This window comes from Pseudomonas sp. Emmai (genome assembly GCF_055179735.1).
In genome coordinates this window covers 4220055-4233845 of the sequence record NZ_CM143685.1, presented here as the reverse complement: position 1 = coordinate 4233845, position 13791 = coordinate 4220055, and the positions used below count along the sequence as shown (strand labels likewise).

The 13791-nt window shown below is 61.8% G+C and carries 11 protein-coding genes; 6 read left to right on the top strand and 5 right to left on the bottom strand.

Annotated features, from left to right (window positions below):
• Nucleotides 1–17: 17 nt before the first annotated feature.
• Together ACY4LX_RS19475 and ACY4LX_RS19470 are read right to left on the bottom strand one after the other, a co-directional pair.
• Nucleotides 18–824: an alpha/beta fold hydrolase gene (locus tag ACY4LX_RS19475; protein WP_463257498.1), complete on the bottom strand. Its 807-nt coding sequence runs from the start codon at nucleotides 822–824 to the stop codon at nucleotides 18–20.
• Nucleotides 821–1969, bottom strand: coding sequence for an FAD-dependent monooxygenase (locus tag ACY4LX_RS19470; RefSeq protein WP_463257497.1), 1149 nt, complete (start codon nucleotides 1967–1969; stop codon nucleotides 821–823). Before ACY4LX_RS19470 ends, ACY4LX_RS19475 begins: the two co-directional genes overlap by 4 nt.
• Before the next feature lie 311 nt (nucleotides 1970–2280).
• Here ACY4LX_RS19470 and ACY4LX_RS19465 point away from each other — a divergent pair, with 311 nt between their 5' ends.
• The 4 genes from ACY4LX_RS19465 (at nucleotide 2281) to ACY4LX_RS19450 (ending at nucleotide 8162) form a co-directional block, all read left to right on the top strand.
• Nucleotides 2281–3333 carry a 2,5-dihydroxypyridine 5,6-dioxygenase gene (locus ACY4LX_RS19465; RefSeq protein ID WP_463257496.1) on the top strand — a complete coding sequence of 351 codons (1053 nt, stop codon included), beginning with the start codon at nucleotides 2281–2283 and terminating at the stop codon, nucleotides 3331–3333.
• A gap of 132 nt (nucleotides 3334–3465) precedes the next feature.
• On the top strand, nucleotides 3466–3948 hold the full coding sequence (locus ACY4LX_RS19460; RefSeq protein ID WP_463257495.1) for a MarR family winged helix-turn-helix transcriptional regulator: 483 nt from the start codon (nucleotides 3466–3468) through the stop codon (nucleotides 3946–3948).
• A 160-nt stretch (nucleotides 3949–4108) separates the two neighbouring features.
• On the top strand, nucleotides 4109–4585 hold the full coding sequence (locus ACY4LX_RS19455) for a (2Fe-2S)-binding protein (RefSeq protein ID WP_463257494.1): 477 nt from the start codon (nucleotides 4109–4111) through the stop codon (nucleotides 4583–4585).
• A 16-nt stretch (nucleotides 4586–4601) separates the two neighbouring features.
• Nucleotides 4602–8162 (top strand): molybdopterin cofactor-binding domain-containing protein, encoded by a 3561-nt coding sequence (locus tag ACY4LX_RS19450; RefSeq protein WP_463257493.1) that lies wholly within the window; start codon nucleotides 4602–4604, stop codon nucleotides 8160–8162.
• 48 nt (nucleotides 8163–8210) lie between these two features.
• Here the strand turns inward: ACY4LX_RS19450 and ACY4LX_RS19445 are convergent, their stop codons facing one another.
• The 3 genes from ACY4LX_RS19445 to ACY4LX_RS19435 all read right to left on the bottom strand — a co-directional run bounded on the left by ACY4LX_RS19445 (nucleotide 8211) and on the right by ACY4LX_RS19435 (nucleotide 11527).
• Complete coding sequence (locus ACY4LX_RS19445; protein WP_149661580.1) at nucleotides 8211–8867, bottom strand: TetR/AcrR family transcriptional regulator; 657 nt, start codon at nucleotides 8865–8867, stop codon at nucleotides 8211–8213.
• A 53-nt stretch (nucleotides 8868–8920) separates the two neighbouring features.
• Nucleotides 8921–10369, bottom strand: coding sequence for a nucleobase:cation symporter-2 family protein (locus tag ACY4LX_RS19440; RefSeq protein ID WP_463257492.1), 1449 nt, complete (start codon nucleotides 10367–10369; stop codon nucleotides 8921–8923).
• 264 nt (nucleotides 10370–10633) lie between these two features.
• Nucleotides 10634–11527: a LysR family transcriptional regulator gene (locus ACY4LX_RS19435; protein WP_463257491.1), complete on the bottom strand. Its 894-nt coding sequence runs from the start codon at nucleotides 11525–11527 to the stop codon at nucleotides 10634–10636.
• Nucleotides 11528–11629: 102 nt separating this feature from the next.
• On the opposite strand from ACY4LX_RS19435, the gene ACY4LX_RS19430 reads away from it, so the two are divergent.
• On the top strand, nucleotides 11630–12721 hold the full coding sequence (locus ACY4LX_RS19430) for a polyamine ABC transporter substrate-binding protein (RefSeq protein ID WP_463257490.1): 1092 nt from the start codon (nucleotides 11630–11632) through the stop codon (nucleotides 12719–12721).
• A gap of 13 nt (nucleotides 12722–12734) precedes the next feature.
• Nucleotides 12735–13694 carry an agmatinase gene (gene speB / locus ACY4LX_RS19425; protein ID WP_463257489.1) on the top strand — a complete coding sequence of 320 codons (960 nt, stop codon included), beginning with the start codon at nucleotides 12735–12737 and terminating at the stop codon, nucleotides 13692–13694.
• Nucleotides 13695–13791 lie beyond the last annotated feature (97 nt).

Sequence of the window (13791 nt, the reverse complement as noted above, 5' to 3'; positions counted from 1 at the left end):
AAAGTCTCCCGATTCGATTAGTTGAGGCGCGGGCCGAGGAAATCACCGAACGCCGCGAAGAAACCTTCGAGGTCATCCCACGGGATCATGTGCCCGGCGTTTTCAACGTGGACGCTGCGAATGTTCGGTTGCAGATCGAGGATTTCCGCCTCGTCCTCGGGCGCAATCACCCCGCCACGGCCAGCGATCATCAGCAATGCAGGTTGCTGGAGTTTTGGCAGGTCCTGATGAAAATCCACGTCATGAAAATCGTTGAAGGCGCGCACGATCGCCGGCTCGTAGCAGGTATGCAGCCACTCGGCGCGCAGTTGCAGTTGCTCGTCGGTCCAGGTGGCGCAGAAGGCGCGCATCGCCTCGGCATCCATCCCGATCAATGACTGTCGGATCGAGTCGACGTACCACGGCAACTTGCTCGGGTATTCACGGCGTCCGGGGCCGGAGACGGGCGGGTCGATCAACACCAGGCGATTGACCCCGGCCGGATGTTTCACGGCGCTGCGCACGGCAAACCGCGCGCCCATGGAGTGGCCGACCAAGTGGTAGCTGTCGAGCTGCATGGCTTGGGCAAACGCACCGATGTCATCGGCGCAAGTCTCAGCGCTGTAATCCAGATCGGGCCCGGTGGAGGAGAGGCCACGACCCCGCACGTCCAGCACGTAGGTATCGAAATGCTCCCCAAGGCGTTCGGCAACAAACCCCCAGGTAATCGCCGGGCTGGTAATGCCGGGAATCAGCACCAGCGCCGGGCCTTTGCCGCCGTAGCGCAAGTAATGCTGGCGAATGCCGTTGGCCTGGACGTTGCCGCCATGGACGAAAGTGCTCACGCGGCCACCCCCGATTTCAGTTGCTGGGCATACAGGTCGTAGCCATAGACCCAGGCCGGGTCTTCCTGAGTCCGCAGCCAGGTGTTGGCGTTGGACACGGACTGAACGCGGGAGGCGCGTTCCTTGCGGTTGGCTTCATAGAGTTCGAACGCGGTGCGGTAATCGCCCAGACCGGTTTCCTGCAAGCAGCGGGTCAGCATTGCGGCGTCTTCGATGGCCATGCCGGCGCCCTGGGCCATGTGCGGCTTCATCGGGTGGCAGGCGTCGCCGAGCAACACCAGGCGACCCCGGCTCCACAGTGGCAACGGATTGCGGTTGCGCAGCGGCCACTTGGTCACGCTTTCGGTGGACTCAATCAGCGCTTGCACGGTCGGGTGATAACCCTGGAATGCCTCGAACATTTCTTCGCGGCTGCTATCGACGAACGCGCCCTGGAAATCCCACTCCGGGTGCGGCACGCCGGTGACGTAGTAGTACTCGTCGCGCGCGCCGGTGGTGTAGTAGACCATCATGTGCCGGTCCTCGGTCCACCACTTGATGCAGTCCTCGAACTTCAAGTCGTACTTGGCCAGTTGATCGCCACGGATCAGTGCCCGGTGTGCGACCCAGCCGCTGTACAGCGGTTTTTCCGCGCCCAGCAACTCTTCACGAATCTTCGAATTGATCCCGTCGGCGCCGATCACGATGTCGGCGTAGGTGACTTCGCCGTCGCTGAACGTCAGGCGCACCTGGGTCTCGGTTTCTTCGAGGGTTTCCAGGCGTTTGTTGAAGTGCACGGTGCCCGGTTTGATCGTCGACATCTGCAAGGCGTGCAGGTCGCCGCGGTGCACGGTGACGTAGGACGCGCCGTATTCCTTGCGAGCGAAATCCCCCAGCGGGATGCGCGACAGGTAGTCGCCGCTCAAGCCATCACGGCTGAACCAGTGATCCGGGTGCGAGCCCATCAAATCAAGCTGCTGCTCGATGCCCATGCGCCGGAAGATTTTCATGATGTTGGGGCCCATGTGGATCCCGGCGCCGAGGCGGGAGAACTCCGGGGCCTGTTCGTAGATGTCCACCTGGAACCCGGCTTGTTGCAGCAACGTCGCAGCGGCTGCACCGCCAAGACCTGCACCGACGATGGCGATTTTTTGTGTTTGGGCCATGGGGCTTGTTCCTCTTCTTCGAATGGTCGCTGGCTGTGTCGCCGCAAGGTTTTTAAAGTGTATACGCTGTATTTTTCAAAAAGAAAGAGCCGTTGGTGAAAATTATTTTTTGGCGTTTTTTGCCCGTAGTCACCGAATGTAACCCTTGTTTGTTGGGTTTGTGTGGGTTGGTAACGTTATGGTCCGGCGCTTGCAGTCCGCTCGCATTTGATGTCTTATCGATAACAAATGGCGTACACGCTATAAAAATGCACTGGAGTGAGGCGGGGCGCCTCGACTTGGTGCGCAGCAGACGATTGAGGAGATTGGAAATGCCGGTAAGCGATTGCGAACTGACCCAGATGTTCGAACACGTGTTGAAGCTGTCGAAGGTCGATGCGACCCAGAGCGTCGCCGTGCTCAAGAGCCACTATTCCGACCCGCGCACCGTGCGTGCCGCGATGGACGCCGCCCAACGCCTGGGTGCCAAGGTCTACGCCGTGGAACTGCCGTCGTTCAACCACCCGACGGCCATGGGCAATGACATGACCGCCTACTGCGGCGACACCGCGCTCACTGGCAACATCGCGGCGCAACGGGCGCTGGAAGCGGCGGACCTGATCGTCGACACCATGATGCTGCTGCACTCGCCGGAACAGGAGCAGATCCTCAAGACCGGCACGCGCATTCTGTTGGCCGTCGAACCCCCGGAAGTGCTGGCGCGGATGCTGCCGACCGAGGCGGACAAGGTGCGGGTGATGGCGGCGGAGAAGCTGCTGACACAAGCGCGCTCGATCCACGTCACGTCCCGCGCCGGCAGCGATTTCCGGGCGGCGCTGGGGCAATATCCGGCGGTCACCGAGTACGGTTTCGCCGATGAACCGGGGCGCTGGGACCACTGGCCCAGCGGTTTCCTGTTCTCCTGGCCCAACGAAGAAACCGCCGAAGGCGTGCTGGTGCTGGACATCGGCGACATCGTGCTGCCGTTCAAGACCTACGCCCGGGAGAAGATCACCCTGGAGATCGAAAAGGGCTTTATCACCTCAATCCACGGCGGTTTCGAGGCCGAATACCTGCGCGACTACATGAAGTATTTCAACGATCCCGAGGTGTACGGCATCTCCCACATCGGCTGGGGTTTGCAGCCAAAAGCCCAGTGGACCGCCATGGGTCTGCACGACAAGAACGATGGCATGTGCATGGACGCCCGGGCGTTCTATGGCAACTTCCTGTTCTCCACCGGGCCGAACACCGAAGTCGGCGGTAAGCGCAAAACCCCGTGCCACCTGGACATTCCGCTGCGCAATTGCGATGTGTACCTGGATGACCAGGCGGTGGTGATTGGCGGGGATGTGGTGGCGCCAGAAGCCTCCCGGGTTCGCTGAAACCTGTAGGAGCAAGGCTTGCCCGCGATCGCGATCTCACGGGCGCCATCGCGGGCAAGCCTTGGTCCTACGCAAAGCGGTTCAGGTGTTTGCCCCAAACCGCTCTTGAGTCCGCCTGCCAACCTGTCCATCATGCCTCCCCACCACTCATCGCCTTTCGAGTCCGCCGTGCCTGAAACTCCTGATGCTTCCTACGTTTTCTCCGAACAAGTCGGGCATTTGCTGCGCAAGGCCTATCAGCGGCACATGGCGATTTTTCAGCAGAATGTCGGCGATTCCCAGCTGACGGCGGTGCAGTTCGTCACGCTCTGTGCCGTGCGCGATCACGGCCCCAGCTCTTTGACCGAGCTGGTCAAGGCCACCGCCGTGGACCAGGCGACCATTCGCGGCATCGTCGAACGGCTCAAGGCCCGGGAACTGATTACCCTCGAACCCGACCCGCAAGACCGGCGCAAAGTCATCGTCGGCCTGTCCGAAGCGGGCGACCGTCTGGTGCAGCAAACCGTGCCCTGCGCCGGGAAAATCACCGAGCTGACCATGAGCAACCTCAACCCGGCCGAGCAGGTCGCGGTGCTGTTTTTGCTGCGCAAAATGATCGACGACCCGCAAGACTGATCATCGATCCGAACTGCTGGCATCGTTTTTGCTCCTGTTTCATGTAGTAGCCACTTCACCAGTCGAGTGTGTCGCGTCGCCACAACCCCATCGGGCCCGCGACGTTTTTTTCGACCTTTTGGTGTAGTAGCCACTTCATCAAACGAAGCAGGCGCCGCGAATGACCAGCCAGGAAATCACCGTAACGCTTGAGGTCAATGGCCTCACCCGCACCGTCACCGCCATGGCGGACACGCCGTTATTGCTGATCTTGCGCAATGACTTGCAGCTCAACGGCCCCAAGTACGGCTGCGGCCTGGGCGAGTGCGGGGCGTGCACGGTGATCATCGACGGGGTGGCGGCGCGTTCTTGCGTGTTTCCGCTGGCCGGTGCCGTGGATCGGCAGATTGTCACCCTCGAAGGCCTCGGCACCCGCGCCGCGCCGCACCTGGTGCAACAAGCCTTTATCGATGAGCAAGCGGCGCAATGCGGCTACTGCCTCAACGGCATGATCATGACCACCAAGGCCTTGCTCGACCGCATCCCGCACCCCAGCGAAACCCAGATCCGCAACGAACTCTCGGCCAATCTCTGCCGCTGCGGCACCCACATCGAAATCCTCCGCGCGGTGCTGCGTGCCGCCCGTCAAATGCCTTGAAGGTGGATCAATGACCATGACTGGCTCCATCGCGCTTTCCATCCCGACCCGCGACCAACTGCTGGCCAAGTCCGGCGTGCTGCTGATCGTCGACGACATCCTGCCGCCGTCCGGCCCGGTGGCGAAGGGCGGTACGCCGCTGATCAAACCCAAGGAACTGGGCCTGTTCATTGCCATCAGCGATGACGGGCGCGTGTATGCGTTCAACGGCCATGTCGACCTCGGCACCGGCATTCGCACCTCGCTGGCGCAGATCGTCGCCGAAGAACTCGATTTACAAATGGAACAGGTGTGCATGGTGCTCGGCGACACCGAGCGTGCGCCGAATCAGGGCGCGACCATTGCCAGTGCGACGTTGCAGATTTCCGCGATTCCGTTGCGCAATGCGGCGGCCGAGGCGCGGCGTTATCTGCTGGAAACGGCAGCCGAACGTTGGTCGGTGGCGGCCAGTAGCCTGAAGATCGAAGCAGGCGTGATTCGCGCCGAGGACGGCCGCACCGCAACTTACGCCGACCTGGTCAGCGGCGAGCACGTTGAACTGCGCATCTCCGGTACCGCGCCGCTGAAACCCGCCGAAGCCTATCGACTGGTGGGCAAGGGCGCAGCGCGGGTGGACATTCCGGGCAAGGCCACTGGCGAGCTGACCTACGTCCACGACATGCGCGTGCCGAACATGCTCCACGGCCGGGTGATTCGCCCGCCCTATGCCGGGCTCGATTGCGGTGATTTTGTCGGCAACAGCCTGCTGGAAGTCGACGAATCCTCCATCGCTCACATCGCCGGAATCGTCGCCGTGGTGGTGATCCGCGATTTCGTCGGCATCGTGGCGTTGCGCGAGGAGCAGGCGATCAAGGCTGCCCAAACGTTGAAAGTCACTTGGAAAACCTGGAATCAAGGCTTGCCGGACCTGAGCGATGTCGAGCAGGCGATTCGCGACAACCCCCGGGTGCAACGGGTGGTGCTGGATCAGGGCAACGTCGATGAAGCCCTGGCCGCCGCCACTCAGCGCATGCCGCGCACGTATATGTGGCCGTATCAGATGCACGGTTCGATCGGCCCGTCCTGCGGGGTCGCGGACTATCAGCCATCGGGCAGCAGGGTGTGGTCCGGCAGCCAGAATCCGCATTTGCTGCGCGCCGACCTCGCGTGGTTGCTGGAGTGTGAAGAGGAAGCCATCGAGATCATTCGCATGGAGGCGTCCGGTTGTTACGGGCGCAACTGTGCCGACGACGTCTGCGCCGATGCCTTGCTGTTATCCCGCGCCGTGGGCAAACCGGTGCGCGTGCAACTGACCCGCGAGCAAGAGCATCTGTGGGAACCCAAAGGCACCGCGCAACTGATGGACGTTGATGGCGGTTTGAACGCCGATGGCAGTGTCGCTGCCTATGATTTCCAGACCAGTTACCCATCGAACGGTGCGCCGACATTGGCCCTGCTGCTGACCGGGCGGGTCGAGCCGGTAGCGGCGATGTTCGAGATGGGCGACCGCACCTCGATCCCGCCCTACGACTTTGAAAACATGCGCGTGACCATCAACGACATGGCGCCGATTGTCCGCGCCTCATGGATGCGCGGGGTTTCCGCGTTGCCCAACACCTTCGCCCACGAGTCTTACATCGATGAACTGGCCTTCGCCGCCGGCGTCGATCCGGTGGAATACCGCTTGCGCTACCTGCACGACGAGCGCGCCATCGACCTGGTGAAATCCACCGCCGAACGCGCGGCCTGGACCCCACGCACCGCGCCGATGCAAACCCCGAACGAGGACCGGTTGTTGCGCGGTCGCGGCTTTGCCTATGCGCGCTACATCCACAGCAAATTTCCCGGTTTCGGTGCGGCGTGGGCGGCGTGGGTCGCGGACGTGGCCATCGACCGGCAGACCGGCGATGTCTCGGTCACGCGGGTGGTGATCGGCCATGACTCGGGGATGATGATCAACCCGGCCGGCGTGCAGCATCAGATCCACGGCAACGTCATCCAGTCCACCAGCCGCGTGCTCAAGGAGCGGGTGACGTTCGAGGAATCGACGGTGGCGAGCAAGGAGTGGGGCGGTTATCCGATCCTGACCTTTCCCGAAGTGCCGCAGATCGACGTGCTGATGATGCCGCGCCAGGACCAGCCACCGATGGGCGCCGGTGAATCGGCTTCGGTGCCGAGTGCGGCGGCGATTGCCAATGCGATTTATGACGCCACCGGGATCCGTTTTCGCGAACTGCCGATCACACCGGAGCGGGTGTTGGCCGCGTTGAACGCGGGCACTTGTGATGAACCGCCGAAGTCCCCGACCAAGCGTTCCAAGTGGCTGTTCGGATCACTGTTTGCCGCGTTCGGCGCGGTGCTCGGCATGGCGGCGACGGCGTGGCCGTTTCACGGCGAAATCGCACCGATAGCGCCGCCGAGCGCCGGCACCTGGTCCACGGCGACCCTGGAGCGCGGCCGCTTGCTGGCGGCGGTCGGCGATTGCGCGGTGTGCCACACGGTACCGGGTGGCACGACCAATGCCGGTGGCCTGGCGATGGAGACGCCGTTCGGCACGCTGTACAGCAGCAACATCACGCCCGACGTGAAAACCGGGATTGGCAGTTGGTCCTATCCGGCGTTCGAACGGGCGATGCGCGACGGCATTGGCCGGGATGGGCGCAATCTGTATCCGGCGTTCCCCTACACCGCGTTTCGCAATATCAATGATGCGGATATGCAGGCGTTGTATGCGTACCTGATGTCACAAGCGCCGGTCAGCCAAGCGGCAAAGGCCAACGACATGCGCTTTCCGTTCAACCTGCGGCCGTTGATGGCGGGGTGGAATGCGTTGTTCCTGCGCAAGGGTGAAATCAGCGTGCAGCCGCAGCGTAGCGAACAGTGGAATCGCGGCGCGTACCTGGTCAACGGTTTGGGTCACTGCGCAGCGTGCCATTCACCGCGCAACCTGATGGGGGCGGAGAAGGGCGGTGCATCGTTCCTCGCGGGGGGCATGGTCGATGGCTGGGAGGCGCCGGCGCTGAATGGTTTGTCCAAGGCACCGACACCGTGGACCGAGGATCAATTGTTCGGTTACCTGAGCAGCGGTTATTCCGCTGAACATGGCGTAGCGACCGGGCCGATGGGGCCGGTGGTCACGGAATTGGCGAAGTTGCCCAAGGATGATATCCGGGCGATGGCGGTGTATCTGGCGTCACTTAATGGCGCGCAGGCTGAGGCGCAAGTCGTGGAGAAAGCCACGCGGCCGGTGGCCACCGTTTCCCTGAGCAACGGCCAGCGCGTATTTGAGGGTTCGTGCAAGGCCTGTCATGCCGATGGCCTGGGGCCGAAATTGTTTGGCGTGAGTCCGTCACTGGCCACCAACACCAACGTGCACAGCGATCAGCCGGATAACCTGATCAAGGTCATTCTGCAAGGCATCGATACCCCGGCGACCAAGGACTTGGGTTACATGCCTGCTTTCAAGGACAGCCTGTCGAACACCCAGGTGGCGGAATTGGCGGCGTATCTACGCAGTCGATTTGCGGGGAATGCGCCGGGGTGGGAAGGGTTGGAGTCGACGGTGGCGCATTTGCGGGCGAATCCCGGCAGCCATTAAAAGCATCGCGTGTAGGAGCGAGGCTTGCCCGCGAAGGGGCCGGCCCTATCAACCGAGATCCCGCGGGGGCAACCTCATCACCCCCCGCACCACCAAATCCTGAATAAACCCCAACCAATCCTGCTGCTGCCCCTTGTCCGCCAAATCCTCACCCAGAAACGAACTCAGAGTGTGCCGGTTGGAGTTATAGAAATAACAGAGCGAGGCAATCATCAAATACACATGCTTGATGTCCAGCACCTCGCGAAACAGCCCTTGGGCCTGACCCGCCTCAATGATCGGCTTCAACACCCCGACCGCTTCCCCGGACAATCGGCGCAACTCGCTGGACTGTTGCGCATGCTTGCCGCCGTGGAGGTTTTCATTACTCAGGATCGCGACGAATTCCGGGTGCTTGACGTAGTAATGCCAGACGAACGCCACCAGTTCCTGCAACGCCACCAGCGGCTGGCTCAGGTCCAGCTTCAATCGGCTTTCGGCCTTGTTGAATTGCTCGTAGGTGTGTTCGAGCACGCAGATAAACAGCTGCTCCTTACTGCCGAAGTAGTAATAGAGCATGCGGTCGTTGGACTCGGCTTCCCGGGAAATGCTCTCGACCCGCCCTCCGGAATAACCGTCGCGGGTGAACACCTTCACCGCTGCTTCGAGGATCCGTGTGCGGGTCTGCTGGGCCTGGGCGGCCCGGATGCCGGTCTTCTTGTTCAACGTGTGATCAACCTTGTGCCAAGCGGAGTCGCCACGAATGTAGCACGCGCGCTTCAGCGGTTCAGGTGGCTGGCGGATTCCGTGGCTTGCGGGTTTTCCATGACTTGCAGGATCGACGCTTCCGGGTCGAAATCGTCTTCCTCAAGCTCCATGAATTCCTCGGGCAGGAACACGTTGAGGATGATCGCGCACAGCGCACCCACGGTAATCGGCGATTCGAAGATGTTGTGCAGCGCCAGGGGCAACTCGCGCAACACTTCCGGCACCGCCGCGATGCCCAGGCCCATGCCGAGGGAAATCGACACAATCAGCATGTTGCGCCGATGCAGGCCGGCTTCGGCGAGGATCTTGATCCCGGCCACGGCCACGGTGCCGAACATCACCAGCTCCGCGCCGCCCAGTACCGGTTTCGGCATCAGTTGCAGCACCGCGCCGATCATCGGGAACAGCCCCAGCAGCACCAGCAAACCGGCGATGAAAAACGCCACGTAACGGCTGGCCACGCCAGTGAGCTGGATCACCCCGTTGTTCTGGGCGAAGGTCACCATCGGCATGCTGTTGAACACCGCCGCCATGGCCGAGTTGAGGCCATCGGCGAGCAGGCCGGACTTGATCCGGCGAATGTAGATCGGGCCCTTGACCGGCTGCCGGGAAATCATCGAGTTGGCCGTCAAGTCGCCCGCAGCTTCCAGCGGCGACACCAGGAAAATCACCGCCACCGGCACAAACGCCACCCAATCGAAGTTGAAACCGTACTTGAACGGCACCGGCACGCTCACCAGCGGCACCGCCGGCAGGCTGGCGAAATCCACATCGCCCATCAACCAGGCGACGACGTAGCCGAGGGTCAGGCCTATCACAATCGCGCCGAGGCGCAGGAACGGCACATCGACCCGGTTCAGTACCACGATGGTCCCGAGCACCAGTGCTGCCAGGGCCAGGTGATGGCTGGCGCCAAGGTCCGCCACGCCGAAGCCGCCGGCAATGTCGGTCATTGCGACTTTGATCAGCGACAGCCCCATGAGCGTGATGATGGTCCCAGTGACCACCGGAGTAATCAGCATCCGCAGCTTGCCGATGAACTGGCTCAACACCACTTCGATAAACGCGGCGAAAAAGCACACGCCAAAGATCGTCGACAGAATCTCATCGGTGCCGCCGCCCCGGGCCTTGACCATGAACCCGGCGCTGAGGATCACGCTGATAAAGGAAAAACTGGTGCCTTGCAGGCACAGCAACCCGGAACCCACTGGGCCAAAGCGCCGGGCCTGGACGAAGGTGCCCAGGCCAGAGACGAACAACGCCATGCTGATCAGGTAGGGGATTTCGCTTTGCAGACCCAGCGCACCGCCCATGATCAGGGTTGGCGTGATAATGCCGACGAAACTCGCGAGTACGTGTTGCAGGGCGGCGAAGACCGTGGCGGTCAGGTGCGGGCGGTCGTTGAGGCCGTAGATCAGGTCGGAGCGGGGCTGGGATTTTGCGTGTTCGGATGAGGTCACGAGGAAAGCGCCAGGGGCCAGGTCAGAAAAAGGAGGCGCAGGATGCCAGAAAAGTTACAACCTGACACAAATCCTGTGACCACCACCCAACTGTGGCGAGGGGGCGGCGGCGGTGTTTACATGATCGTTCCCATGCTCCGCGTACCGATCGTTCCCACGCTCTGCGTGGGAATGCCTCAAGGGACGCTCCGCGTTCCACTGGGACGCAGAGCGTCCCGGGCTGCATTCCCACGCAGAGCGTGGGAACGATCATCAACGATCAGGTCAGGTGAACGCCGCCAGCAAATCCTCCTCAAACGCCTTCTGCGCATCCCCCGGCACCTGCGCCCGATGCCGGGCCAGGTGAAATCCCACATCAAAACTCATTTCTCCTACACGAACTGCCCGCAGCAACCCCTTGTCTTCCCAGCTCCGGGCAAAGTGGCTCGGCAAATAACCCACATGTTTCCCGGACAGAATAAACGCCAGCGTCCCCTCGACCTGTTCCGAGCGCGCCGAACACACCTTGCCCTGGAACGGCTCGTCACTGCGCAGGAAGCGATAGGGATGATCCACCCGGTCACACGCCTGCAGCGCTTGATCATCCGGCGCCTCGTTGGTGAACAACGGATGCCCCGGCGCGCAATATAAATGCTGGGTTTCGCTGAACAGTTCCCGGTAGTCAAACGCACGTTGCACCTGTGAGAAATAACCGATCGCCAGGTCCAGCCGCTGTTGCAGCATCAGTCGCTCCATTTCCCCGGGCATGGCGCTGATCAACTCGATGCGCACCGACTCATCCCGTTCGCGAAAGCGCCGGATCGCATCGGCTACCCGTTGCAGCACCGACTGGTCGAGGGCTTCGGACAACCCCAGGCGCACCTCGCCAATCAAACGCCCGGCCACGCCGTTGGACTGATGACGAAAGACTTCGATGGATTCAAACAGACTGCGAATGGCGATCAGCAATTGCTCGCCCTTGGGTGTCACCCGGAAACCACCCTTGCCGCGACTGCACAGGCGATAACCGAGGCGGGTTTCCAGCCTGGCCATTTGCTGGCTGATGCTCGATTGGCTCAACCCCAGTTCACCCTGGGCCGCGCTGAAGCCGCCGCATTCCACCACGCTGACAAACAGGCGCAGCAGTTGCAGGTCCAGATCGTGCAGTTGGCCGAGCATCACGCATTACTCCTGGATAAAGTCAGGTTAACAAACTTGATATTTTTCCAATGTATCCGAGGGCGCACGCTGCAACCACTCCAATAATGTCAGGTGTTCGTGATGCCTCCTCTTCTCAAACTGTGTTTTCCCGCATTGTTGTTGGCAATCGCCGCGTCGGCCCAGGCTGAGGAAAAGGTGGTCAACCTCTACAGTTGGGCCGATTACGTGGCGCCCGAGACCTTGCAGCGCTTCGAACAGGAAACCGGCATTCACGTGCGCTACGACACCTTCGATTCGTCGGAAGTGCTGGAAACCAAGTTGCTCACCGGCGGCAGCGGCTATGACGTGGTGGTGCCATCGTCCAGCGTATTGGCCCGTGGTCTGGCGGCCGGCGCGTTGAAGGCGATTCCCCACGAAGGCCTCAAGGGCTACGCCAACCTCGACCCGGACTTGCTGGAAAAACTCGCCGCCGTCGACCCCGGCAACCGCTACGGCGTGCCCTACACCTGGGGCACGTTGGGCCTGGGGATGAATGTCGAAGCAGTGAAACAGCGTTTGCCGGACGTGCCGCTCAATAGCCTTGATCTGCTGTTCAAGCCCGAATACGCCAGCAAGCTGAAAGACTGCGGCATTGCCATTCTCGATTCGCCGCAAGAGGTGATCGGCCTGGCGCTGCATTACCTCGGTAAAGATCCCTACAGCACCGACAAGACTGATCTGTCAGCTGCCGAAGCGTTGTTGCATCAGCTTCAGCCGAATGTGTTGTACGTCGCCACCGGCCGGCAGATCAGCGATCTGGCTAACGGCAGCGTGTGCCTGGCCCTGACGTACAACGGTGACGCGAGCATGGCCGCCGATCAGGCGCGCAAGGCCAACAAACCGTACGAAGTGGCGTACCGCATTCCCAAGGAAGGCACGCTGGTGTGGCAGGACAACCTGGCGATCCCCAAGGACGCGCCGCACCCCGAAGCCGCGCGCCAGTTCATCGAATTCATGCTGCGCCCCGAATCCGTGGCCGCGCTGACCAACACCCTGTTCTTTGCCACCGCCAATACCGCCGCCACGCCGTTGGTGGATGAAGCGGTGCGCACCGACCCGGATATCTACCCGCTGGCCGACGTTCGCGACCGTTTGTACGCCGACCGCAGCATGAGCCTCAAAGACATGCGCCAGCGCACCCGCCTGTGGACCACTTTCCGTAGCCGCCAATAATAAGGAACTCACCATGGATGTCCCTGTGCAAAACGACCAGGCCATGACCCGCGACAGCCTCTATGGGACTGCCGCCGAAAGCACCTACGCCGGTATCACCAGCTTCATGCGTCGACGCTACAGCCGCGATTTGCGCGGTGTGGATGTGGCCGTCAGCGGTGTGCCGTTCGACACCGCCACCAGCAACCGCCCCGGCGCGCGTTTCGGGCCACGGGGCATTCGCGCCGCGTCCACCGGGATTGCCTGGGAACGCCATTGGCCGTGGACCTTCGACCCGTTCGATCACCTGGCGGTGATTGATTTCGGCGATTGTGACTTCGATTACGGCTCGCCGCACTCGATCCCGGAAAGCATCGAAGCCCACGCCGAGCACATCCTCAGCGCCGGCAGCGCGATGCTCACTTTCGGTGGCGATCACTTCGTCACTTATCCGCTGCTCAAGGCCCATGCGCGTAAACATGGCAGCTTGTCGCTGATCCACTTCGACGCCCACAGCGACACTTGGCCGGACGAGGAGGGTAAGCGGGTCGATCACGGCACGATGTTCTGGCATGCGGCCAAGGAAGGGCTGGTGGATCCGTCGCGTTCGGTGCAAATCGGTTTGCGCACGACCAATGACGATCACATGGGGTTTCAGGTGCTGGACGCCCGGCGGGTGCATCGCCAGGGGTGTGAGGCGATTGTCGAGGCGATTCGGGCGCGGGTTGGGGATAACCCGGTGTACCTGACGTTTGATATCGATTGCCTGGACCCGGCGTTCGCGCCTGGCACCGGAACGCCAGTGTGCGGCGGGCTGAGCACGGTGCAGGCGCTGGAGATTCTTGGCGGCTTGCGCGGGATCAATCTGGTGGGGATGGATGTGGTGGAAGTGGCGCCGGCTTATGACAGCGCGGACATTACCTCACTGGCGGCGGCGACGTTGGCCATGGAGATGCTGTGTTTGTATGCGGCCAAACATAAGGTTGATCGTTGAGAGGGATGTGTAGCGGTCAGGAGGACGCCTTCGCGGGCAAGCCTTGCTCCTACAGGTTTTGCGCGGTGTTGAAATTGGCGCATAACCTGTAGGAGCG